Origin of the sequence: Actinoplanes aureus, from assembly GCF_015704865.1 — a bacterium.
GTDB lineage: Bacteria > Actinomycetota > Actinomycetes > Mycobacteriales > Micromonosporaceae > Actinoplanes > Actinoplanes aureus.
This window is the reverse complement of record NZ_JADQTO010000013.1, coordinates 38,469-60,620: the sequence shown is the minus strand read 5'-3', so window position 1 is coordinate 60,620 and position 22,152 is coordinate 38,469. Positions and strand designations below refer to the sequence as shown.

Sequence of the window (22,152 nt, the reverse complement as noted above, 5' to 3'; positions counted from 1 at the left end):
GGTCTTGACTGGCGGCATGCCCGTCGTCCCGATGAAGGACATCCTCGACCGCGCCCTCGCCGAGCGGTACGGGGTGGCCGCCTTCAACATCGTCAACGACCTGACCATCGAGGCCGTACTCGCCGCCGCCGTCGAGGAACAGGCACCGGTCATCCTGCAGACCTCGGTGAAGACCGTCCGCATGTACGGCCGCCCCCAGCTCTACGACATCGTCCACACGTTCGCCGACGACGTGCCCGTGCCGGTCACCCTGCACCTGGACCACTGCCCCGACCGGTCGGTCATCTCCGACTGCCTGCGCGGTGGCTGGAACTCCGTGCTGTTCGACGCGCACGAACTCGACGTGGCCGAGAACCTGCGGCAGACCACCGAGGTGGTGGCCGAGGCCCGCCGGACCGGCGCCCACGTCGAGGGTGAGATCGAGGGCATCCAAGGCGTCGAGGACGACGTCGGCTCCGACGACGCACCGCTGGTGCAGAGCCTTGAGGTGGCGGCCGACTTCATCAAGCACACCGGCGTCGACTGCTTCGCGCCGGCCATCGGCAACGCGCACGGTCAGTACAGGCAGGCCCCGGTACTCGACGCCCAGCGGGTCAGCGATCTGGTCGCGGCCACCGGCATCCCGATGGCACTGCACGGCGGCACCGGGCTCGCCGACGAGCAGTTCACCGACCTGATCGCCCGGGGCTGCGCGAAGGTCAACATCTCGACGGCGCTCAAGGAGTCGTACATGAAGTCCGGCCTGGAGTTCCTCCGCGAGGCAGGCGCTCGTGACAAGTGGGATCCGCCGTCGCTGTTCCGGCACCAGCGGGCCGCGATCGTGGAGATGGCGCGGCGGCACATCCGGCTGTTCGGCGGGTCAGGACGCGCGTGGTGAGCGCCCTCGTCTTCGACTGCGACGGTGTACTCGCCGACACCGAACGGCACGGCCATCTGCCGGCGTTCAACGCCACGTTCCAGCAGTTCGGGCTGCCCGTGCGGTGGAGCGAGGCGGACTACGCCGAGAAGCTGAAGATCGGCGGAGGCAAGGAACGCATGGCCTCGCTGTTCGCCGATCCGGCCTTCGCCGAGGCGGCGGGCGGCTCCGACCGTACCGATCTGTTGCGAACCTGGCACCGTGCCAAGACCGCGGCGTTCACGCGGCTGGTGGCCGAAGGCCGGATTCCGGCCCGTCCGGGCATAGCCCGGATCATCAAGGACGCGCTCCAGGCAGGATGGACGGTCGCGGTCGCCTCGACGTCAGCAGAGGATTCGGTACGCGCGGTGCTAGCGAACGCCGTGGGCGGACCGACCGCCGAGCGAATCCCGGTGTTCGCCGGTGACGTCGTCCCGGCGAAGAAGCCCGATCCCGCGATCTACCAGCTCACCGTCGACCGGCTGGGCCTCGACCCGGCGGACACCCTGGTGGTCGAGGACTCCCGCAACGGGTTGCTCGCCGCCGTGGGCGCCGGACTCGGCTGCCTGGTGACCGTCAACGGCTACACCCGCGACGAGGACTTCAGCGAGGCGCTGCTGGTCGTCTCGGAACTCGGCGACCCCGGCCGCCCCGGCATCGACGTACTGGCCAACCGGAGCAAGGCGCGCCCGGGGCCCTACCTCACGCTCGACGACCTGCGCGCCTGTCTGGAGGCATCGTCATGAGCGGCAACGCACTACCGGGCGCCGAACGGGTGGTCCGCATCATCGCCGAGACCGCGATCGCGAACGAGAAGTACTTCGGCGATCTGGACTCCGTGGTCGGTGACGGCGACTTCGGCTACTCCCTGGCCCGCGGTTTCGAGAAGGTCCTGGAAGGCTGGGACGACATCGACCGCACCGACGCCGGGACGTTCCTGAAGCGCAGCGGCATGATCATCGCCTCGCGGGTGGGCGGCACGTCCGGGCCGCTGTGGGGCACCGCCTTCCTGCGCGCCGGGGCCGTCGCCGGAACCGCGCCGGACCTGACCGGCGAGCAGGTGGTGGCGATGCTGCGCGCCGCCATCGAGGGGATCAAGGCCCGGGGGCGGTCGGACGTCGGCGACAAGACGCTGCTGGACGCGCTCGTACCGATGACCGACCGGCTGGAGCAGGAGTTCTCCGGCGGCGCCGACGCCGAGAAGGCGCTGCGCGCGGCCGCCGTCGCCGCCCGGGAGGCAGCCGACGCGACGGGCGCGATGGTCGCGAAACGGGGACGCGCGTCGTACACCGGCGAGCGCAGCAGAGGCTCGGTCGACGCCGGCGCCGTCGCGGTGGCCGTCCTCACCGAACGGATCAGCGAGACCTGGCAGACGAGAGGAGCGACGTCATGAAGAAGTTCGTCAACGACCCGAAGAACTACGTGGCCGAGATGCTCGAGGGCGTCGCCCTGGCCAACCCCGGCAAGCTCAAGTACGTCCCGGCCTACAACCTGATCATGCGGACCGACGCGCCCCGCGACGACAAGGTCTCCATCGTCCAGGGCTCCGGCTCCGGTCACGAACCGGCGCACGTCATGGCCGTCGGCCGGGGCATGCTCGACGCCGCCTGCCCCGGCGACGTCTTCGCCGCCCCGCCGATGGACTACGTCTACGAGACCGCGAAGCTGCTCGCCTCCGCGAAAGGCGTCCTGCTGCTGGTCAACAACTACACCGGTGACCGGATGGCCTTCGACATGGGCAAGGAGATGGCCGAGGCCGACGGCGTACGCGCGGAGATCCTCACCATCGACGACGACGTGGCCGTACAGGACTCCACCTACACGGTCGGCCGCCGCGGCGTAGCCGGCAATTTCTTCGTCATCAAGGCCGTCGGCGCGGCCTCCGAACAGGGCGCGGACATGGACGAGGTGTTGCGCATCGGCCGCAAGGTGAACGACGTCACCCGCACCATCGGGGTCGCGCTGACCGCCTGCACGCCACCGGCGAAAGGCTCGCCGCTGTTCGAACTCGGCGCCGACGAGATCGAGTTCGGCGTAGGCATCCACGGCGAACCCGGCCGCGAACGCCGCAAGATCAAAGACGCCGACGCGATTGTCGACGACATGCTCGAAGCCGTGGTGACCGACCTGCCGTACCAATCCGGCGACCGGGTAGCCCTCATGATCAACGGCCTGGGCGGCACCCCGATCAGCGAGCTCTACCTGCTCTACCGCCACGCCCACCGCCGCCTGGCCGACCGCAACATCACCGTGGCGCGCAGCTACGTCAACGAATACTGCACCTCACTCGACATGGCCGGCGCTTCACTCACCCTGGTCCGCCTGGACGACGAGATCACCACCCTCCTGGAGGCCCCCGCCGAAGCAGCCGTGCGGATCTTCTGAAAGGCCACGTCGCGAGCGGTCCAATAGACCAGATCCAGACCCCTATCTGGGTCGAGGTCTGCCCGCCGGTCACGCTCTTTCGCGGTACGCGTACCGGTCGTCCCGCCGAAGCCCACGCCGTCCCCGCTATCCCGGCGCGGGCCAGGCTTCCCGTCCCGGCCCCAAGCGGTGATCTTGCTTGGCCCACGCTCAATGTTGTCTCAACGGCCGCCAGACAGCACCCACGTTGGGCCGGACAAGGTTGTGCGGGCCGGCTGTGCGCTAGGGCTGCTTCAACCGCGACCGACCAGACCCCGGCCGCGAACGATCAAAAGCCGCGCCGGATCGCCTCGCTCGCCAATCGCGGGCGTCGCCGGTCGTCGTTGCTGGTCAGGTCGAATTTGTCGTAGAGGTTGGTCAGGTGTTTCTTGACCGCGCTCTCGGACAGCCCGAGCTCCACGCCAAGCTCGCGCACCGACAGCGGCTCCGGAAACGCCTGACCGCCCGCGGTCAGCGGCCGGCACAGCGCGGCAAGCACATCCCGCTCACGCCGGGTGAGCGGCGGCACGGGCGGAGCCGGCTCCACCGACACCGTCTCGGTGGCCTGCTGCCCGGCCGGTGAACGGAACAGCAGCCGCGCCGGGCCGATGTCGATGCGGTCGCCGTCGTGCAGCGGCCGGGCCTGCCGCAGCGGTACGCCGTTGACCGTCGTGCCGTTCGTGCTGCCCAGATCCCGGATCGACCAACCGGAGGGAAACCGTTCCAGGACGGCGTGCAGCCGCGATACCCGGCGGCTGCCGATCGCCACCTCGTTGGCCGGCGCCCGGCCGATCGACAGCAGGGAGCCGGCCAGCGTCACCAGCCGCACCCCGCCGCCCTCGTGTACCTCCAGGTGCCCGGTCACGCGCAGTGTTCCCCGGTGGCGACGGTCAGCGGCTCGGTCAGACCGGTTCCGGTCATCGTCATGGCCGCCCGGGCGCAGCCGGTGAGCGGCATCGGCTCGGTCCACTGCTCGATCGGCTGCCCGGTGGAGACCGCGGCCCGCCCGCCGGGCTCAGCGACCACCCGCACCCGCCACGATCCGCCGGTGCCGGCGGTGTCCCGGTACTGCTTCCACACCCAGGTGTAGGCCATCACCGCACGGCAGCCCGGTGACCAGTACAGCTTCACCGACACCGCCTTGAACCCGCCCACATACCCATACGCCGATTGCGACACCTGGTAGGCGTCGGCGTAGCAGGGCCCGGGCGGCGGATCGTCGTCCCGCGCGTACGCGATCAGCCCATGACCGCTCAGCATGACCGTACGATCAAGCACTCGAAGCGCGCCCCGCCGCACGCCCGCCGCGCGCGGCACGAAGGCCACGCCCACCTGGCAGGCCGCGCCCCGGGCCAGCACCCGCCCGGTGCAGTCGTCGCTCACCAGCCGGAAGTCGCCGTCGAGCGTCACCCGTAGTCGCGGCGTCAAGTAAGGCCCGGCGTTGCGCACGGTGACCGAACGCGGCTCGGCCTCAGCGGTGATCTTCTGCTCCCCGAAGTCCATCGCCGGCGGCGCGTCCAGCCGCGACGACGCGATCGCCTGCGAACCGCCGGCGGCCAGCGTCGCCACCACCGCGACCAGGGCTTTCCACCACTTCCAGCGCGGCGCGGGCCGGTTCACGACGGTGGCCGACAGGCCTTGCGCGGCCCGCATCCGATCCGGCAGCGACACGACCGGCGTCGATTCCGCCGGCTCGTCGGCCTCCGCCACGAACAGCGGCGTCACCGCGACACCACACGCCCGCTGCGCCTCGCGCAACTCCTCCGCGAACGCCGCGGCCGACGCCGGCCGCGCCGCCGGATCCTTCGCCAGGGCCCGTTCCAGCACCGCGAACACCGGCGCCGGGACGGCGGGACGCAGGTCCGGCACGGGTTGCGCGCCGATGCGCGCGATCAGCTCAGCAGTGCTTTCCACCCGCTTCGGTACGAATGGAGCACGCCCGCAGAACCACCGGTAGAGGGTGGACGCCAGCGAGTACACGTCGGACGCCACGGTCGCGGGCTCACCACGCAGCACCTCGGGTGCGGCGTGCAGCAGACTCGCCGTCACCGCCTGTCGATCCTCCGGCGGGTCCCGGCGCACCGGACGGGCCAGACCGAAATCGGCCAGCTTCGGCTCGCCGTACCGGGAAATCAGGATGTTCTCGGGTTTGACGTCGCGATGCAGCACGCCGGCCCGATGTGCCGCCTCCAGGGCGCCCGCCACGGCGACGCCCCCGGCGAGCACGTCCTCCCACCTCGTCGCACCGGCCCGCCCGGCCAGCGATCCGCCCTCCTCGAAGGCCATCAGGATGTACGGCGCTCCGTCGCTGGTCCGCCCCGCCTGATGCACGGTGACGATGTGCGGGTGGCCGGACAGCCGGCCCAGCGCCTGCACTTCGCGCTCGAACCGGGCCTCGTCCACCCGGTCCGGCGCCAGCACCTTCACCGCGACCGTGCGCAGGAAGTCCGGCTGCCAGGCCCGGTAGACCACGCCGAACCCGCCGCGTCCGATCTCGATCGCGTCCTCGCAGCCGGGAACACCGAACGACTCCCGCGTGCGCAAGAACTTCCTCCGGGGTGGCGAACGATGGCGACCGTCGATGATACGTGGGGAGGAAATGGTGGCCGTTTCGGCACCTGTCGGACACCTCCGACCGGCTGGTTCCCTGGCTGCGGACACTTACCGGGAGGGAACCCATGACGAATCTCCGCAGGAGCCTCGCCACCGCGGCCGTGCTCGCCGCCGCCGGCGCGGCCGGCACGCTGATCAACCCCACGCCCGCCCTGGCCAGCACGCCTCCCAGCTGCGGCAGCGTTCGCCAGATCGGCACCACGCGGGTGCTGACCGTCGGTGGCATGCAGGCGGCGTCGGTCAAGCAGTACTACGGCTGCGGTTACAACTACGCGTACATCTACGTGTGGGAGCAGTACCGCGACACCCACTCCAACTGGGACCTGTACGTGCACGTCATCGACCACACCGACAGCGGTTCCGACTACGGGGTGGGCGAGCTGAACAACACGACCCGCGCCGAACTGTGGGGTGCGCCGGCGCCGACCGCCGCGCACTGCACCCACGTAACCGGCTACCTGAACTCGACCGGGGGCTCCACGAGCACGGTCTGCTGACCGATTTGCCCGGCGCCGTGCCACCACCCTCTTGACACGATGCGGTCCAATTGACACGGGTCGTTTCGTCGCCGCGAGTCACGGGGTGGTGGTGCGGTGAGTTCCTGGATGCGCAGGCGGGATCACTACATCTTCGTCAATGCGTTCAACCTGCTGCTCTGCGGCCTGATCACGGGTGTCGTCGTGGCGGCGGCCGCGTTCCCGTTCGCGGCGATGTCCGGGCTGGCCGCCAAGGTCGGGGAGCAGACGTTCGCGAGCCTGCCCAGCGAACTCAAGGCGTTCAAGTCGCCGCAGATCAGCCGGGTCTACGCGGCGGACAACAAGACGCAGATCACCCAGTTCTACGACGAGTTCCGCAGCGATGTCCCGCTCAAGGACATCTCGCAGTTCATGCGCGACGCCCTGGTGGCCGCCGAGGACCGGGACTTCTACCAGCACAACGGCGTCGACCTCAAGGGACTGGCACGCGCCCTGGTCAACAACCGGAACGGCGGGCCGAAGCAGGGCGCCTCGACCATCACCATGCAGTGGGTACGGATGTCGCTGGCCTACTCGGCGACCAGCCCGCAGGACGTCATCGAGGCCACCAAGGACACCCCGAAGCGCAAGGTCACCGAGATGAAGTACGCGCTCGAGCTGGAGAAGCAGCTCACCAAGGACCAGATCCTGGAGCGCTACCTGAACATCGTGCCGTTCGGCAAGCAGACGTACGGGATCTATGCGGCCAGCCGGGTCTATTTCAACAAGCGGCCGAAGGATCTCACCATCGGCGAGGCCGCCCTGCTGGCCGGCATCGTGCGGGCACCGTCCGGCTACGACCCGACCGACCCGGACGGCTACGAACAGATCCGGCAGCGGCGCAACGCGTACGTCATCCCGGGCATGGCGGAGATGGGCGCCATCACCCCGGCCCAGGCCGCCAAGGCGATCAAGGAGCCGATCCCGCGCAAGGTCCGCTCGGTCAGCAACGGCTGCGTCTCGGTCGCCAAGAACAACTGGGGCTTCTTCTGCGACTACTTCTACCGCTGGTGGATGAGCCGGGAGGAGTTCGGGCCGACGCCCTACGATCGTGAGCGCCGCTTGAAGAGCGGCGGTTACCGGATCACCACGACGCTCGACGTCAAGGCGCAGGACAAGGCCCGCGGGCGGATCGGCGACCTGATCTCCGAGCGGAACAAGAACGCGCTGCTCCTGGCCGCGGTCCAGCCCGGAAGCGGCAAGGTGCGGCTGCTCGCCGCCAACCGCAAGTACAAGCTGGACGATCCGGACGATCCGAAGAACTCGATCTCGTCCGACCCGCGCAAGGCGCGCAAGGGCATCCGTGGCTCGTACCCGAGCACGACGAACCCGCTGCTCACCGGCGGCGGCGACATCACCGGATACCAGGCCGGCTCGGTGATGAAGATCTTCACGATCATCGCGGCGCTGGAGAAGGGCCTTCCGCTCGCCTACACGATCAAGACGGAGAGCCGGTACCGCTCTCGGTACATCATCGACCGGGGTAACGACGCGGCCTGTCCGGGCACCCATTTCTGGTGCCCGAGCAACTCCGGTGGCGGCGGCGAGGGCGTCTTCAACATGTGGACCGGCCTCGGCAGTTCGATCAACACGTACTTCGTACCGCTCGAGGAACGCGTCGGCGCCGAGAACGTCGTCGATGCCGCAAAGCGCTTCGGCATCCAGTTCCGGGCGGCCAGCGACGCCGTACTGGCCGAACGCGGCAACTCGCACCAGTGGGGCGCCTTCACGCTCGGCGTCTCGGCGACCACCCCGCTCGACATGGCCAACGCGTACGCCACACTCGCCGCCGACGGCGTGTACTGCCGGCCCACCCCGATCGAGCACATCACCACCCGCGACGGCGACAAGCTGGACGTTGGCCGCCCCGACTGCACCCGCGCGACCAGCCAGGACGTGGCCCGCGCCGCGGTCGACGCGGCCCGCTGCCCGGTGGGCGACTCGGCGCGGCTCGGCCGGTGCGGCGGCAGCACCGCCGGCGACACCCGCTACGTGGTCGGGCATCCGGTGTTCGGCAAGACCGGCACCACCGACCGGGACCGGACCGCCTCGCTGATCGCCGGGACCACGTCACTGGTCGTGGCCGGCTATCTGGTCAACCCCGACTACCAGAACCACCACGACCGCCTTCAGCACTCGCAGGTCAACCCCGCCGTCTACCGGACCCTCGCCGACTACATGAAAGGCAAACCCAAGGTCCAGTTCAAAAGACCGGAAAGCCGCAAGATCGCGTACGGCGACCAGCGCACGATCCCCGACGTCGAGTGCGACCCGCTCGATCGCGCCCGCAACCGGGTGGAACGCGCCGGCTTCTCCGTCTGGGTAGGCCGCGACGTCGACTCGAAGTGCCCCGCGGGCACGGCGGCCGGCACCAACCCGAGCGGCCGGACGGTCAAGAACGGCGTGGTGGTCATCGAGGTGAGCAACGGCAAGGGCGCCAAACCCACCGACCCCGAGTTACCACCGGGCAGGCCGGGACCGACGCGCTGACTACACCGTTGCGGTGGAGGGGCCCTCAGTCACCTATCGGGGATGAGGCGCGCGCCGAATACACCGGACATCGTTGTCTCTGGATGTTCCCACCCAGAGGAGGTTCGGACGATGGCTATCGATACGTTCCTGGTTTACGTCGGGGTGTATCCCAGCGTCGCCCTCGCCAAGGATGACTATGAGCTGGTGAAAGCCCTGCACACCGAGGCGAACCTGATCGACGCCTACGACGCCGCCGTGGTTGAGCGGCGGCCCGACGGGAAGGCGAAGATCGTCAAGCGGCACGAGACGCCGACTCGGGTCGGGGGTGTGCTGGGCGGCGGGATCGGCCTGGCGACCGGCTTGGTCGTCGCACTGTTCCCGTTCGCGGCGATCGGCGGCGGCCTGCTGGCGACGACCACGGCCGGCGGCGCCGTGCTCGGCTCGCTGGCCGGTCACGCGGCAGCCGGCATGAGCCGCCGCGACCTGAAGGAACTCGGCGAGCATCTCGATGCCGGTCAGGCCGGGCTGGTCGTCGTCGCCGTGTCCGACATGGGCGCCAAGGTGGAGCAGGCCATGAAACGGGCGGCGAAGGTGGAGACCAGGCAGCTCGAGGCGGACGCCGCGAAGATCGAGCAGGACGCCGCGGCCGCCGGCGCGGAGACGACGTGAGAGCGGGAAGTCCTATCGTTTCCGACTGTTGATCAGCTGCTCGCGAACCGTCTCGCGGGCCTGTACCGCCGCATGGATTCGGTCCAACTGCTCGCCGGTCGCCGGCAGGTCGAACACCTCGCTGATGAACCGCGGCAGGTCCGGCCGGTAATCGTGACCCGACGCCCGGTACTGCCCCGGCACCTGCGCGTTCTTCATGTCGATCAGCAACTGGAAGAACGTCGTGATCGGGCGCCACCGGATGCCCGGTGGAATCCCGCGGGGACTGGCTCCGTCGACGCTTTCCGGACGCGGGCGGCTGGGACCGAGCCACGACGGCGGTGTCGTCAGCAGATCCAGCCCGAATTTGGTGACGCCGTCGTTGTCATGGCTGAGCAGCACGTACCGCAACCGGGCCCGCCGCTGCGGTCCGAGCGCCTGGAGTTGGGCGAAGTCGTTGACGACCGCCACGGCGTCCCGGTCGACGTCGAGACGATCCTCGCCGGTGACCTGGTGCGACCACCCGCTGGCATACGGGGTGCCGATCCACAACGCTCGGTCGATCCCCAGGGTCTCCAGACCGAGAGTGCCCCAGTGCAGGAAGACGTCCTGGCTGGTGTGCGCGCCGAGGCTCTCCCCGAACAGCACCACGCGCGGCCGCGGTTCGGGACGGCTGCGGACCCTCTGGAGGATCCGCAGCCACAGCAGCCGGTTCTGCTCCCGGGCCGCCTTGATCATTCGGAGCGACAGCGGCGACGGCCGTTTCGAGTACTGCATGGTCACGGTCGCCACGTCGCCTCGAGCCAGGTACTGCGCTGCCGCGATGGCCACGTAGTTGACATAACCCGTACCGGTCGGTGACACCAGCATGATCAGCGAGCGGTCGAACGCCTTCGTGCGGTCCAGCTCGGCCAGAGCGAGATCCACCCGCTCCCGGGCGGTCGGTGCGCTGTCCAGCCCCACGTACACCTGCACCGGTTCGGCCCGGGCCGGCTCACCCATCACCGTCGCGATGGACAGGTCCGGCGTACCCGCCGGGGGATCCGGAACGGGCGTGGGCCGTACGTAGGCAAGCGCGTGGCGGCGGCCCTCCCGGCCGAGGCTCTTCCACGGCACCAGGCTGGACGGTCCGCCGCTGATGGTCGGCCCCACCCACCGTTCCGACTCATCGGGCGCGAACAGCGGCTGATCGGCCGCGGTGCCCGCCTCCAGCTGCCGCATCGTGCGATGCCAGAAGGCGGAGGCGCCGGCAGCCAGCCCGATCAGGCTCGCACCGTGTCCCAGGACCCGCCACATCGCTGCCGGGCCGGGCAGCTTGTCGGCCGCTCGCCGTGCGAACTGGCCGGCAAGCAGGCGCTCCGCATGTGCCGCACCCGCAACGCCGCCGACAATCCCGCCGGCCACGGCCATGGACCGCAGCGCCGACGGCCGCCGGACCGTGCCCGACTCCGTATCCAGCACCCGGCGGCGCTCCAGCAGGTACGCGACACCGAGACCAGCCGGCACGGCGACCGGAAGCTCCGCGATCCGCCCGCCAGCACCGATACGGACGTCCAACCACCGGGCACTGACCTTGGCGCCCACCAGGACAAGATCGCCCAGCCCCGTCGCCGCGAATCTCCAGCCGGCCTGCCGCAGCAGCCCCCGGGCCATTGCCTCGCCCGGCCTCGGGGACAGCATCCGCTGGATCCCCAGACCGACGGGGATAGCTGCGGCATCGACGATCAACGTGGTGACCATGTGCCGCCGTGCCGTCTTCGCCGCCGAGCCGGCCGCATCGCCGGCCGCGAGCGCGGTGGCGATGCCCCGCATGGTGTCCTGTGTGGCTACTGTCAGCAGGTAATGCAGTCCGATGGAGAAGCCGGTCACGATGCCCTGATTCACCACGCTGCGGTCGGCCAACGAAGACGCGAACGTTCCGGGAGCGAGGGCGGAGGCGACCACCAGCCCGACGTCAGCCGCCGAGTCAGTCGCCGACAGCAGCGGTACCGGCTCGGTGAAGCCTTTCGCCGACATTGCCGATCACCATTCCCATCTCAACCAGCGGCACGACAGCCCGACGGACGAAGCGACGGGGACGTTCGGCCCCTGCGCCCATCGTGACGCGGGCGGCACAGCCGCTCCTCATCCGTTGCGGATGAGGCACCACCCGCCCCTGTCCGCCCTACCAAGGGAGAGGAACGACCAGGATATGGCGAAACGTGATGCCTTCCGCCCCAATGCGGTCACGGGGAAGAAGATAGCTTGGTGGGCTGCCACGGCGGCTGCACTAGGCATTGCTTGCGTCATCGGCCCACTCTTCTATCTCCTTTCTCCCGCCATGACTGACCAGGACATCACTCGAGTCAGCGACCTCGGTCAGGCCTACGGAATACTCTCGGCCGCACTATCTGCCATCACTCTCGGCGTCGTAGCCACCTCGCTGGTGTATCAGGCGAGGCAGGAGCGCTCATATCGGATCGACGCCATACGGCAGAGGCAGAAGGATCTACTATCCCTAGCGATCGAGGAACCAGAGGTGTTCGGGCCCTGCATAGACGGAGACTTCGCGAAGAGCGAAAGCAGCGAGGAAGTCCGCAGGTACCTGTTCACGACACTGATTCTCAGCTACGGCCTCGCCGGCTACGAGATGGGGTACTTCAGCAAGGAACATCTTCGAGAGGAATTCGCCCGTCCGATGTTCAGAGGCCCGGTAGGCAGGCAGCTCTGGGAGAAGCGGCGGAAAGTGCTCAGCGCCCAGGCAACGACCGACGCGGAAAGCTACAACGCAATCTTCGAGGCGGAATACCAGAGAGCTCTCGAAGAGTTGGCCGGCGAGACTACGCCCAAGGAAGCGAGCACTGACCCGCCGAAGTAGCCGCCTCCCGGCTTACTCGTCGGTGACGGCCGAACGCCAGATCGCCTCGAACTGGTCCAGCCAGTAGGTGTACCAGGGCCCGTCGTCGCGGGTCAGGTGAATGTGCATGCGCGACCGGATCGCGTCGTTGCGGAAACCGTGGAATTCGACGTTGGCGTAACCGCCGGCCGAGTGCGGATTGACCGCCACCATGCTTGCGAAACGAGTTCTGCGGGTGCCGCTCGATCGCCATCCGGCCCCGGCTCAGGGAATCCCAGCCGGGCGAGCCGGCGGTCGCGTCCGACAGCCGGTACGCCTGCCGCAAGTGCACGTCGCTGATGGCGAGCAACTCCCGGGCGACACCTTCCAGAGCTGGGACGATGGTTTCCTCCCAGGCCCGGCGCAGCCACTCCAGGTCGCCCCGGATGTTCAGCTCGACCGACGACGGAAGACGCGGCCGGCGCGGTTGCCGGAAGTCGACGGTCGGCGTGGTGAGGTGGGTGAACAGCAGGAGGAGGGTGTCGCGGTCCGCGGGCAGGCGCGAGGCTTTGAGCGCGTACTCCAGCCAGTCGGCGCCTTCCCGGGGATCGTCGCGAATGAGCAGAACCACCCACCGCGTCAGCCAGGCCGGGCGCGGAGCACCGATGATGTGGAGCCGTTGACCGATCGCCGACCAGACCCGGAATCCCAGACGGCCGCCGCACGCCTCGACCGCCTCGAAGGCCGCTCGCGTGTGTTCCTCCTCGGCGACGAAGTGCTGGGCGAACCACTCGGCCAGCGGGGAACCGACGGCCGATCCGTCGAAGAGCTGGCGGAAACGAGGCTGCTCGGTGACCCAGGCCAGCCATTGCGGGCCGCGAGCGTACTCGGTGAAGAACCGCACCTTGTCGTCCGAGCCGAGCACATCTTCGAGGTAGGAGATCTCCTCCGGAACCCCCGACGGCGGCCCGGCGACCAGGCGGGCCACCATCTGCCGATGGTCGAGCAGGCGCATCTCGGCGCGCTCGGCCCACTTGCCGATCAGCGCCGGAAGCGCCGAGTGGTCACGGTCGGGATTCGGATACAGCACGGCGGTGATGCCCAGCCGACGCCAGTGCTGCTTCTGCTCAGGGGTGTCCTCGGCCAGCGCGTATCGCCGGCTGGTGGGCGGTAGCGCCCGCCCCAGATAGGTCATCGCGAAGTCGTTGTGGCTGTAGCCGACGAAGAGAACGGTGTACTCGCGGAACATCGGCACCAGGAAGCGGACCGCCCAGCCGTCGAGCAGGTAGGCCGTACCGAAATCCTGATCGGTCGCGACCAGATGGCGCGGCTCCTGTTCGAGCGTGCCGTGCAGGTAGACCAGGCCGTCGAAGTCGTCGCCGAGCGGCAGGACCGGCCCCCGGTACTCCGGCGGCCCGTCGCCGAGGACCGTTGACAGGTGCCGGTCGTAGTTCGTGGTGACGATGCGAGTCGTCCGGCCGGCCCGGGCGAGCCGCACGATCGCCTCGTGGAGGACGTTGGGCTTGGACGCCGGGTCACCGATGCGGGTCGCGATGCGTCGGTGGACGTCCATCAGCTTGTCAGCGTCGGCGTTGCCCAGGACGACGTCGGGCTGCTCCCCCGCTTCGACCACCACCCGAGCGTCCTTGGCGATCTCGTCGCTGAGCTTTTTGAAGTCGGGCAGATCGGCAGGCGACGCGATCGACGCGCCCGCGCCCACGAAGATGACCAGGTCACCCGCGCGGTGCGCGTCGATGAGCTCCTGCGGCAGTTCCACCTGACCGATCCACATACGGCAAGGCTAGGTGCTAGTGCCAGACCTTGAAGTCGACCCGCTGGACGTCCGGATCGATGTAGTCGACGTCGTACACCACCAGGTATCGGGCTTTGTCGGGAACGTTGCGCGCCAGCACCGTGCGGTTCGTACCGCACGCGGTCACCGGCTCGGTGTAGGTGAGGGAGCCGTCGACCAGCGGCCAGAAGCCGAGCCGGAAGGTCTGGCAGCGGTCCGCCGGCTTCGCCGGATCCACGACGTGGGAGACGCTGATCGTCGTACAGCGCGAGCGCGGCGTCGTCAGTTCTTCGGAGCCGACCCGGCCCGCCTCGTAGAAGCCCATGTCGGGCCGGACCGCGACACATCCGCGGGGCGCGACGGCAAGCGTACGAACCGCCTTGTCGACGACGGTCTTCCAGGCGGCGTAGCGAGTCTCGCCCGGCTCAGCGGTGGTGTGCACCGAGATCAGGCCGCTCCCGAGCCGAAGGACGTACCCGTATTGCCGGGTGCCCGCCTGATAGAGGCCCGCACCGGTGCTGGAGGTCTCGAACCGGACCGCGCGCTGCCCGCCCACCCTGATCTGCTCCCACCGAAGCGTGTCCTCGAATTCGGTGTCCGTCCGGCTAGGCGGAGCCGACACCCGCCGCACGTTGAGGGCGGTCAGCGGGTATTCGCTCTCCAGCGGAATGGTGAACCGGTCCGGGTGGAACTGGGCGCACACCTCTGCCGGCCGGATCTGGGTGGTGTGCCAGGTTCCCGGATACCCGATGGAGAAGTTCTCGGTGGAGTTGACGCAGCGCTTCCAGCCCTGCGGCAACACCGATTTCGCAGCCCGCGCCGATTGCGCCGCTCGCGAGGTGGTCATCGAGTCGGCGGAGCCAGACGAGCCCGATGCGCTGGCCGGCGGCAGACCCTCGACCGCGCTAGGCGCGGCCGGTCGGCCGCATGCCCCAATACCCAACGCGCTCACGCCAACCACGGCGGCGGCCAGGAACCGAACATTGCTCGGACGATGCGTACGCATGACAGATCTCCTTCAGAGTGGGGAACCTTCACCCGGTTAGTCATCTCGCCGGGCAACTTTGTTCGCCCCACCCCCGGCCGAATTCCGGCACGCAACTCGACGATCATCATGCCTGCTCATGGTCAGGCAAGTCCCGCAGTTTGCGAACGGCGGCGGCAGCACCCCCAGCACTCCTGCGATGGCATCCCGTCCGGCGCGCCACATGCAGGAACGCAGCACTGGGTGGCCGTTGCCCGCGGTGAGAAGCCCGGTCCATCTAGGGCCGTCCCGCCGCGGCACCGGCTTCGTCAAAATAGCTATCTCCTGCTCGGCGCAAGCCGGTACCCAGGACCGCCAATTCGCCCTGGATACGCCGACACCTCCCGGCGAGTTGAGATCCATAAACAGAAAGAGCCGCGACTTCGCGAACCGGCTCTTTCCTGCTGATCTATGGTCGGGCTGACAAGACTTGAACCTGCGACCCTTGGTTACCAACCGCGACCGTACCGAGATTGTCATCGATTGTCGCGCATTGGCAATGAGCTGTACAAACGCAGCACATCGGTGATCACCGCTTGTCACTGATTGTGGACCGCAAGCAGGGGTTTTCGGGGGTAAACGGGGGCCGCTGCCACCCAGGGGCGCCCGCATAGCTGCCGATCGGGCATCACACGACCCGTCCGGATAACGTTGCCTGCGGTCTCCTGCTTACTCTGCTGGGCCCGACCTCCGCCCAGCGGTCGAGGTGCCTCGGCCCAGTTCCAGGAGACAGGCCCAGACCGGAGGGCCGGCTTCCCCCGGACACCGGTCAGACTCCCGGCGGGGAGCGTCTGGAGCACATGCCCGCCAAGCAACAAGCTCCATGGGTCCGTATTCCTATCTCCCTGCTCCCTCACAGCACAACGTTCACGCCACTCGCAGTTACGCACGGTAGTTTGACGTTACGGGTCATGCGTTTTCCGTAAGCGCGATGATCTGCGGAATTCCCAGGAACCTGGCTAATTCAGTCTCCGATCCGATAGCCGTTCGGAGTTCGGGGCGGTTCGCGTACTCGTGGATCGCGCGGGCCAGCAACTCCGCCTTGACGCTTCTGGTCGGCAATGAAACCGACCTGCCGTGCCGAAGGCCGCGCCTGCGGGCGAGCTCGGGGTGTGCCAGGGCGAGGGTGGCCTGCTCGCGGTCGTGGGCAAAGGGATACGGGGTGGCCAATGCCTCCCACGGTACTAACAGCGTGCCAAATACGTGCCGGTCGACGACCCCGTCCGGGCGGAGCCGCACTCCGAACGGGCCGAGCGCCGATGGCCACAGGAACGCCAGCAGGCCGACGAAGACCACAGGGAGAAATCGCCAGAACTCGAGATCGTCGCCCGCCGCCACGTCACGCACGAGGGAGGCAACGCACATGACCGTCATGAAGGTAAAGCCCGCGGTTCGAAGAACTACACCCGGGTTCGGCGGTACCTCGAAGGCGGGCAGCTCTGGTCGTGCTACCAGCCTCGCGGGTTGAGATGTTCGATCCGCGGCGACCGCCAGTGTGAGCAGCGCGAACGCCAGCAGCAGGTGGAGACCTGCGATGAGGTCCTCGACACCGTCGCTCCCGCCGGTATGCGCGAGCACCGCGAATCCCGCCGCGATGAGCAGCGCCGCGGCCAGTACCGCCGCCCGCCATCGAACAACCCAGTCGAGCAGACTGATCATCACAGCGACAGGATAGGCACTGCCAGACTTCCCACAAGATCATTCCACGGTGGGTGCTCGGCTTGCAGATGCCAGTGTCGCAGCACCTTCGCTGGACCCGCGTCGGTCGCTCCGATGTCCTGATCTGCCGCGAAACTTCGAGATCAATATTTCTGAGGCGACTGCGCAAGTGTGCCCGATGACGGTGCTCGACGCTTCCACGCCGATAGGACCGAAGCGATCGTCTGGGTGTTGACTCCGGCGGTCGTGTCGATCTCGAAGTCGTACGGGCCGAAGGTGTGGATACCGTTGAGCTCGACGTGGGCGCGTCTCTCACCGATACGGCGATCACCTCGGATGCGTTCGCGGCGGTCCAGTTCGTCCGGTGCGCAGTGCACGCCGATCAGGAACACGTCCAGGTCTGCCAGCAGGACGGCCAGATCGGCTCGCCAGCTACGGAACTCGATGACGTGCTCGACAATCAGGTCATTGCCGGTCACCGCAAAAGCCAGCAGGCATTGATGGAAGGCGGCGAAGAACCGGGGACGTACCTGAAGCCACCAATCGAACGGCCCACCGTCGTCGCGCCGCGGCGGGAGCATGCCGGCAGCTACGAACTGGTCGGAGGAGACGTGCAGAAACGGTTCCTCCAACGCTGCCTGCAGGCTCCTCCCAGCGTGGATTTGCCGCAGCTGGAAGCGCCGTTAAGAAAGATAATCCGGCCTGTTCCGCGCTGCGTAGGGGTAGGTTGCACGCCCCCAGGGTGATCCGCAGGCGCGAAATCTGCACGCAATTACTTGCCGCGAGCCGCCTCTCGTCGAGCGCTAGCTACGTGACCGGCCGGCGTCCGGATCTGCCGCCGATCGTGCTCGCCGCCGGGCTCAGCCGTTACGCTGCGTGGCTGTGGTGACGCGCGTCCGGGCGTCCTGCTTCAGCCGATGAGCGGACCGCCCGGTCGGACTCACTCTTGGGGGCCGTCTCCCGTTCGCGCCAAGCGCTCACGCTCGGTGGTCGGCAGCCTCTGCCGGTCGGCGTATTGAACTGCCGAGTTGAGGATGCCGCGCAGCGCTGCGGCATAGGAGAGCCCGGCCGCGGACAGAAGTCGCGCCGGGCCGCAGGTCTGACCGAAGCTGCATGTCGGCAGTGGGAAACTGCTGGCATTTCGATGGCGAACGAGCGCTGACAACGATGTGGCGACTCCCAATTGATCACGCCGGATCCCTTGGTTCAGGTACTCGATCTTCCGATAGTCCTGTCGACCCGTCGCGGCATGTCGCCTGGCGGTCATCACCCCCGGGAGTTGCACATGTCCAGTCGCCAGTTCGTCACCTTCGATGTCGCCGGCCAGTTCTTCGGCGTGGACGTGGACGCTGTGCAGGAGGTGCTGTCGTACAGCGAGTACACGCCGGTGCCGCTGGCACCGAATGCGGTCGGTGGACTGTTCAATCTGCGCGGGCAGGTGATCGCCGCGGTGGACCTGCGTGTGCAGTTCGGGTTGCCGCGGCGCGACATGTCCGGCCTGGTGATGAACGTGATCGTGCGGTACGCCGGTGAGCCGGTGAGCCTATTGGTGGACCGCATCGGGCAGGTCGCCGACCTGGACGCGCAGTTGTTCGAGGAGCCGCCGGCAACACTGACCGGCCCGTCACGGGCGCTGGTCACCGGCGCGTACAAGACCGAAGGTCGGCTGCTGCTGGTGCTGGACGTCGCCGAGTGCGTGAACACCGCCCGCGTCACGGCCTAGAACCTGGTCACGCCGCGGCTCGCCGGGAGCCGCCGGCGGCGCGACCGGGCGATGGTCACCAATCCCGCGATCCCCGGTTTCGCACTGGGCAAGGCCACAGCTGTCAGCCGTGGCGAATCCCGCTGACAGGGAGGTAGCGAACGAGCGCTGACAACGACGCGGCAGCTCCCATCGGTCTGAGAGTTCGGGGATGCGGGTAGCTCAAGCCTGGCGTCAGCGGTGCGTCTCCCGGCCGCCCGCCGTACCAGTCGGTGATCCCGCAATACCCGATGTGCCGCAAGATCTCGTGACGGTCACCAACGTTGCCTGATGTCTCGCAGGCCGTAGCTCTGCGGCGCCAAAGGGCTGGGCGTTGCTCCGCAATCGCAACGAAGGCCAACTACAGCGGCGGCACGAACTAACACGTCCTGCTGCCCGACAACGGCGCCAACTTCCAGATCTACGGGATGATCTGTAACGAGGAGGACCAGTTCGGTGACTGGTTCGTCGACTACCTGCGGGAGACGTTCCGCGGTGACGGCCTCCACGGCGGGATCGCCATCGACGACGAGGTTGTTGGTCGGGAACTTCCAGACACGCTACGACCCTTCCCGCACCCTGGCAGACGGAGTCATCACCTGGAGTTCGTCGGCATCCGGATCTGCCGCCGATCGTGCGCGTTGGCCGATGACGGGCCGTTACGTTCCGTGGTCGACCTGGCGCTATCTCTTGCTGCTCGCTTCTCCGGTGCTTCGATTCTCGCGGAAGCGATTCCTGCGCGCTGTCCGGTACAGCAAGCAGCCGGCGTAGCAGGCCCATATCTGCAAGGGGAAGACAGCGACACGTTCCATTCCTCCTAGGCCCAGGCCTACCCCTTGCTGTGCGATGAAAAGTACGCTGCCGGCCGTTCCGAGCACGCCGAGCGTCAGGGTCGCCGGCCGTAACCGAGCCGGCAGCGTGCCATTGCGGGCGCACCCTGCGGCCAGCAATCCCGCATTCCCGCACACGAAGACGAACAATGCGCCGAGCAGGTGCATGTTCTCGTTGGTGTCTGCGGGGAAAGCGCCGGCCAGCCCCAGACCGGCCGCCCCGAACGCCATCAGCCACCGGCCCCAGCGGACCGCCTTTCCCTGTCCCCACATCCGCCATGTCAACACCAGCCCGGCAATGAGCAGAGCCGCGGTCAGCACGAAGGCCGCATTCATGGTGTCGTGCCACGGTGAGCAGACGTACCGGGGACGGGTGGTGTCCCAAACGCCGCAGGTCACGTTCCCCAGATCGCTGATGTTGTTGTTCGCCCAGCTGAAGGCTGGATCGTCCCAGGCTAGTCCGACGACGACGTTCGCGGTCAGGAACAACGGAGCAGCGGCAACCCAACAGAGGGCGCCTATGGTGGCCGCAGGAGAAGATCGCATGAGTCCGAGTACATCAACGGCGACGCCTCCGGGGCACTGCGGCAGCACCCCGTGATTTCGGTAGGGCTAGCCCTACCGGGCCGAGCCAGACGCGCTCCTGCCGCGATCCGCGCCTCTTCCCGCTGCAAACGCGGAAGACAGGTCGCAGCCACAAGCTGGCCCTGCCAGTCCGGCGTCCGCGCCCGTGCTACCTGCAGATCTGCGGTTGCACGGCGGACGAACATCGACGGCATCGACTCCTGTCCGCGAGGACATCTGTGACAATGCGGCAGTGAGACGGGCCGTGATCGCCTCTGTAGTTGCAGCCGCTGTACTTGTCGTTGTCGGCGTTGTACTTCTGCGCGTGCAGCGGGAACGGGAGTGGGCTCGTGGCGGGGATGGGCTAGCGGTTCATGTTGAGGCCGCTCTTGCTACGCAGGACACCTTCGAGGATGTGGCCGTCCGGCTTGGCGCGCCACCGCGCACGGCAACTCGGCTTCACGGTCCGAGCCAATCCGTGGTGGTTCGGCTTCGGTGGTCAGCGTCAGCACATTCCAATGGGTCGTTCCAGTTGCTCGCGCTCGACGGGCGCGTGACTCCGCCACGTCCGCTGGCCGCAGACGGGGGCTGGAACTCCGAGGGCGCGACGGGATCGAACTGGGCAGGCGCTTATGAGGCCCTGGCCCAGCATTATGACTGGCTGGAAGGAGTCGCGGAAACGAACTACACCGATGTCAATGGCCGTACCAACCTGCCCACCGCGGCGGTGGACGCGCCGGCCACTGAGGCGGGAACAATGACCGCGTGGTTCCGCCAATGGGGCGATGGGCCCATCCCATTCGCGGACGCTGAACGCGAGATCGTGGTGGCGTTGATCTACGTCGACAACAGCGGTGAGGTGCGATGGGCAAGACGCATCTTCGGATAGCCATCCATCCCGGCATACCCGGCGCAACGGACCGGGCCGCGCCGCCAACCTTGGAATGCAGGTCCGCCGGGCCTACACGAGCACGCGGGCTACCGAACACACTACAAGGCCGGATTCGCCTGCCGAAGCTGCCGCTGTCACTGCGTGTCAGCTTAGACCCGACAGTCACCGTCCGTTTCGTCCGGGGTCGAGGATCGCATGCACGACTTAGCCGAGAAGAGTGCGTCTCGGAATTTGTCGCCGAGGAACGGTCGTGGATTCCCTGTCAGTCGGACTACAAGTGAGAACGAATCGCCATTGATAAACTCGCGATGTGCAGTCCGATCGCTCCGTTGGCGGCAGTCTCTTGCGGTCCGCGTTGCAGCGCTTCGGGTTGGAGCCGGATCAGTCACCGGCAAGCCTGGAGTCGCGCTCGGGCGCCGGTGTCCACGCCGTACGGACCTCGAGTGGTGACGCCGCCTATCTCAAGCTGACGCCGGTGGCGCTGGGATCGGAGGCACTCACTGCCGCCCGACGTGAGCTGCGTTTCTACTCGGAATTGGCGGCTCGGGTGCCGGTGTGCACGCCGAGGCTGCTGACGGCAGCAGATGATGACAAGGGCATCACGCTGCTACTGGCGGCAACGGGCACCCCGGTCCCTGCCGGAGCGTGGACGCCGGCTATGTGGGCGGCGCTCGGCCGCGACCTGGCCGCGCTGCACGAGACGGACATGGGCGAGTTCGGATGGGCTCGCCCTGACACGTTGCGTTCGGCTCTCGCAGCCCCTGATCTCGTCGCCGTAGACCGGTTCTGGGGTGCGACATTGCCGCGCCTCGCCGACGTCATCGCGGCACGTGAGGAGCTGGCGAACGCGATGGATGTACTGCCGTCGGTGTTCGTGCACGGCGACTGCCACACCGGCAACATCGCAGTGGCCGACGAGTCGCTGATCTTCCTCGACTGGCAGATGTCCGGCACCGGGCGGCCGGGTGCGGACCTGTCGTTCCTCAACGTGCGAGCGGCGCCCGCCGGGGTGACGGCACCGCCCGAACTCGCCGCCGCCTATCTGAGGAACCGTGACGTCGGGCGTCGCGCGCTGGAACGGGCGTTACTCGCCGAGGAGATGGCCGTCTACGTGTTCCAGTGGCCACCGTTCGCCGCCTACAACACCCCGGCGGGCGTCGAGCGGGTCCGGCAGCGGGCGTCGCTGCTCGCAACCCGTTGGTTCCAGGAGGCGTACGCGTGAAGTTTGTCCAGCCTAATGGCGGGCGCCGACGTGATGCTGGTCGGCTTGTTCTCCGCCAAGGACAAGC

At 68.0% G+C, this 22,152-nt stretch carries 19 protein-coding genes; 11 read left to right on the top strand and 8 right to left on the bottom strand.

The window, feature by feature from the left end; genetic code table 11:
• The first annotated feature begins 16 nt into the window (after positions 1-16).
• Genes I4J89_RS26100 through dhaK form a run of 4 tightly spaced genes read left to right on the top strand, consistent with a single transcriptional unit; the run spans position 17 to position 3,280 of the window.
• Positions 17-877, top strand: a complete 861-nt coding sequence (locus tag I4J89_RS26100) for a class II fructose-bisphosphate aldolase (protein ID WP_196416717.1) — start codon at positions 17-19, stop codon at positions 875-877.
• Positions 874-1,641, top strand: coding sequence for an HAD-IA family hydrolase (locus I4J89_RS26095; protein WP_196416716.1), 768 nt, complete (start codon positions 874-876; stop codon positions 1,639-1,641). The genes I4J89_RS26100 and I4J89_RS26095 overlap by 4 nt, the downstream gene beginning before the upstream one ends.
• A complete protein-coding gene (gene dhaL, locus I4J89_RS26090; protein WP_196416715.1) occupies positions 1,638-2,288 on the top strand; it encodes a dihydroxyacetone kinase subunit DhaL in 651 nt (216 codons plus the stop codon). Before I4J89_RS26095 ends, dhaL begins: the two co-directional genes overlap by 4 nt.
• Positions 2,285-3,280 carry a dihydroxyacetone kinase subunit DhaK gene (gene dhaK / locus I4J89_RS26085; protein WP_196416714.1) on the top strand — a complete coding sequence of 332 codons (996 nt, stop codon included), beginning with the start codon at positions 2,285-2,287 and terminating at the stop codon, positions 3,278-3,280. The genes dhaL and dhaK overlap by 4 nt, the downstream gene beginning before the upstream one ends.
• A 307-nt stretch (positions 3,281-3,587) precedes the next feature.
• Here dhaK and I4J89_RS26080 read toward each other — a convergent pair whose 3' ends face one another.
• Positions 3,588-4,163, bottom strand: a complete 576-nt coding sequence (locus I4J89_RS26080) for an FHA domain-containing protein (RefSeq protein ID WP_196416713.1) — start codon at positions 4,161-4,163, stop codon at positions 3,588-3,590.
• Positions 4,160-5,842 carry a serine/threonine-protein kinase gene (locus tag I4J89_RS26075; protein WP_196416712.1) on the bottom strand — a complete coding sequence of 561 codons (1,683 nt, stop codon included), beginning with the start codon at positions 5,840-5,842 and terminating at the stop codon, positions 4,160-4,162. The genes I4J89_RS26080 and I4J89_RS26075 overlap by 4 nt, the downstream gene beginning before the upstream one ends.
• Before the next feature lie 134 nt (positions 5,843-5,976).
• Between I4J89_RS26075 and I4J89_RS26070 the strand changes: the two genes are divergently transcribed.
• The 3 genes from I4J89_RS26070 (at position 5,977) to I4J89_RS26060 (ending at position 9,567) form a co-directional block, all read left to right on the top strand.
• Positions 5,977-6,408, top strand: a complete 432-nt coding sequence (locus I4J89_RS26070; RefSeq protein WP_196416711.1) for a hypothetical protein — start codon at positions 5,977-5,979, stop codon at positions 6,406-6,408.
• Positions 6,409-6,516: 108 nt separating this feature from the next.
• Entirely contained in the window at positions 6,517-8,916 is a 2,400-nt protein-coding gene (locus I4J89_RS26065) for a transglycosylase domain-containing protein (RefSeq protein WP_196416710.1), read from the top strand.
• 111 nt (positions 8,917-9,027) lie between these two features.
• Positions 9,028-9,567, top strand: coding sequence for a DUF1269 domain-containing protein (locus I4J89_RS26060; RefSeq protein ID WP_196416709.1), 540 nt, complete (start codon positions 9,028-9,030; stop codon positions 9,565-9,567).
• 12 nt (positions 9,568-9,579) lie between these two features.
• Here I4J89_RS26060 and I4J89_RS26055 read toward each other — a convergent pair whose 3' ends face one another.
• Positions 9,580-11,562 carry an alpha/beta-hydrolase family protein gene (locus I4J89_RS26055; RefSeq protein WP_196416708.1) on the bottom strand — a complete coding sequence of 661 codons (1,983 nt, stop codon included), beginning with the start codon at positions 11,560-11,562 and terminating at the stop codon, positions 9,580-9,582.
• Between the two features lie 175 nt (positions 11,563-11,737).
• Between I4J89_RS26055 and I4J89_RS26050 the strand changes: the two genes are divergently transcribed.
• Positions 11,738-12,403 (top strand): DUF6082 family protein, encoded by a 666-nt coding sequence (locus I4J89_RS26050; protein WP_196416707.1) that lies wholly within the window; start codon positions 11,738-11,740, stop codon positions 12,401-12,403.
• Here the strand turns inward: I4J89_RS26050 and I4J89_RS26045 are convergent.
• The 4 genes from I4J89_RS26045 to I4J89_RS26030 form a co-directional block, all read right to left on the bottom strand.
• Positions 12,366-14,153 carry an SIR2 family protein gene (locus I4J89_RS26045; RefSeq protein ID WP_196416706.1) on the bottom strand — a complete coding sequence of 596 codons (1,788 nt, stop codon included), beginning with the start codon at positions 14,151-14,153 and terminating at the stop codon, positions 12,366-12,368. The two genes, I4J89_RS26050 and I4J89_RS26045, sit on opposite strands and share 38 nt — an antisense overlap.
• Before the next feature lie 16 nt (positions 14,154-14,169).
• Positions 14,170-15,000: a hypothetical protein gene (locus I4J89_RS26040; RefSeq protein WP_196416705.1), complete on the bottom strand. Its 831-nt coding sequence runs from the start codon at positions 14,998-15,000 to the stop codon at positions 14,170-14,172.
• Positions 15,001-16,086: 1,086 nt separating this feature from the next.
• Entirely contained in the window at positions 16,087-16,839 is a 753-nt protein-coding gene (locus I4J89_RS26035) for a hypothetical protein (protein ID WP_196416704.1), read from the bottom strand.
• Positions 16,840-16,979: 140 nt separating this feature from the next.
• Positions 16,980-17,480: a phosphotransferase-like protein gene (locus tag I4J89_RS26030; protein ID WP_255521803.1), complete on the bottom strand. Its 501-nt coding sequence runs from the start codon at positions 17,478-17,480 to the stop codon at positions 16,980-16,982.
• A 641-nt stretch (positions 17,481-18,121) separates the two neighbouring features.
• On the opposite strand from I4J89_RS26030, the gene I4J89_RS26025 reads away from it, so the two are divergent.
• Positions 18,122-18,559, top strand: a complete 438-nt coding sequence (locus I4J89_RS26025) for a chemotaxis protein CheW (protein ID WP_196416702.1) — start codon at positions 18,122-18,124, stop codon at positions 18,557-18,559.
• A 701-nt stretch (positions 18,560-19,260) separates the two neighbouring features.
• On the opposite strand, the gene I4J89_RS26020 is transcribed toward I4J89_RS26025, so the two are convergent.
• Entirely contained in the window at positions 19,261-19,953 is a 693-nt protein-coding gene (locus tag I4J89_RS26020) for a DUF998 domain-containing protein (protein ID WP_196416701.1), read from the bottom strand.
• Positions 19,954-20,503: 550 nt separating this feature from the next.
• On the opposite strand from I4J89_RS26020, the gene I4J89_RS26015 reads away from it, so the two are divergent.
• Entirely contained in the window at positions 20,504-20,860 is a 357-nt protein-coding gene (locus I4J89_RS26015; RefSeq protein WP_196416700.1) for a hypothetical protein, read from the top strand.
• Positions 20,861-21,173: 313 nt separating this feature from the next.
• Positions 21,174-22,085 carry a phosphotransferase family protein gene (locus I4J89_RS26010; protein ID WP_196416699.1) on the top strand — a complete coding sequence of 304 codons (912 nt, stop codon included), beginning with the start codon at positions 21,174-21,176 and terminating at the stop codon, positions 22,083-22,085.
• The last annotated feature ends 67 nt before the right edge of the window (positions 22,086-22,152 follow it).

Bases quoted from the DNA above. Each gene is read 5' to 3' on its own strand.
- I4J89_RS26100 (WP_196416717.1), top strand. From the start codon at position 17: ATGCCCGTCGTCCCGATGAAGGACATCCTCGACCGCGCCCTCGCCGAG.
- dhaL (WP_196416715.1), top strand. From the start codon at position 1,638: ATGAGCGGCAACGCACTACCGGGCGCCGAACGGGTGGTCCGCATCATC.
- dhaK (WP_196416714.1), top strand. From the start codon at position 2,285: ATGAAGAAGTTCGTCAACGACCCGAAGAACTACGTGGCCGAGATGCTC.
- I4J89_RS26070 (WP_196416711.1), top strand. From the start codon at position 5,977: ATGACGAATCTCCGCAGGAGCCTCGCCACCGCGGCCGTGCTCGCCGCC.
- I4J89_RS26065 (WP_196416710.1), top strand. From the start codon at position 6,517: ATGCGCAGGCGGGATCACTACATCTTCGTCAATGCGTTCAACCTGCTG.
- I4J89_RS26060 (WP_196416709.1), top strand. From the start codon at position 9,028: ATGGCTATCGATACGTTCCTGGTTTACGTCGGGGTGTATCCCAGCGTC.
- I4J89_RS26055 (WP_196416708.1), bottom strand. From the start codon at position 11,562: ATGTCGGCGAAAGGCTTCACCGAGCCGGTACCGCTGCTGTCGGCGACT.
- I4J89_RS26050 (WP_196416707.1), top strand. From the start codon at position 11,738: ATGGCGAAACGTGATGCCTTCCGCCCCAATGCGGTCACGGGGAAGAAG.
- I4J89_RS26045 (WP_196416706.1), bottom strand. From the start codon at position 14,153: ATGTGGATCGGTCAGGTGGAACTGCCGCAGGAGCTCATCGACGCGCAC.
- I4J89_RS26040 (WP_196416705.1), bottom strand. From the start codon at position 15,000: ATGACCACCTCGCGAGCGGCGCAATCGGCGCGGGCTGCGAAATCGGTG.
- I4J89_RS26025 (WP_196416702.1), top strand. From the start codon at position 18,122: ATGTCCAGTCGCCAGTTCGTCACCTTCGATGTCGCCGGCCAGTTCTTC.
- I4J89_RS26020 (WP_196416701.1), bottom strand. From the start codon at position 19,953: ATGCGATCTTCTCCTGCGGCCACCATAGGCGCCCTCTGTTGGGTTGCC.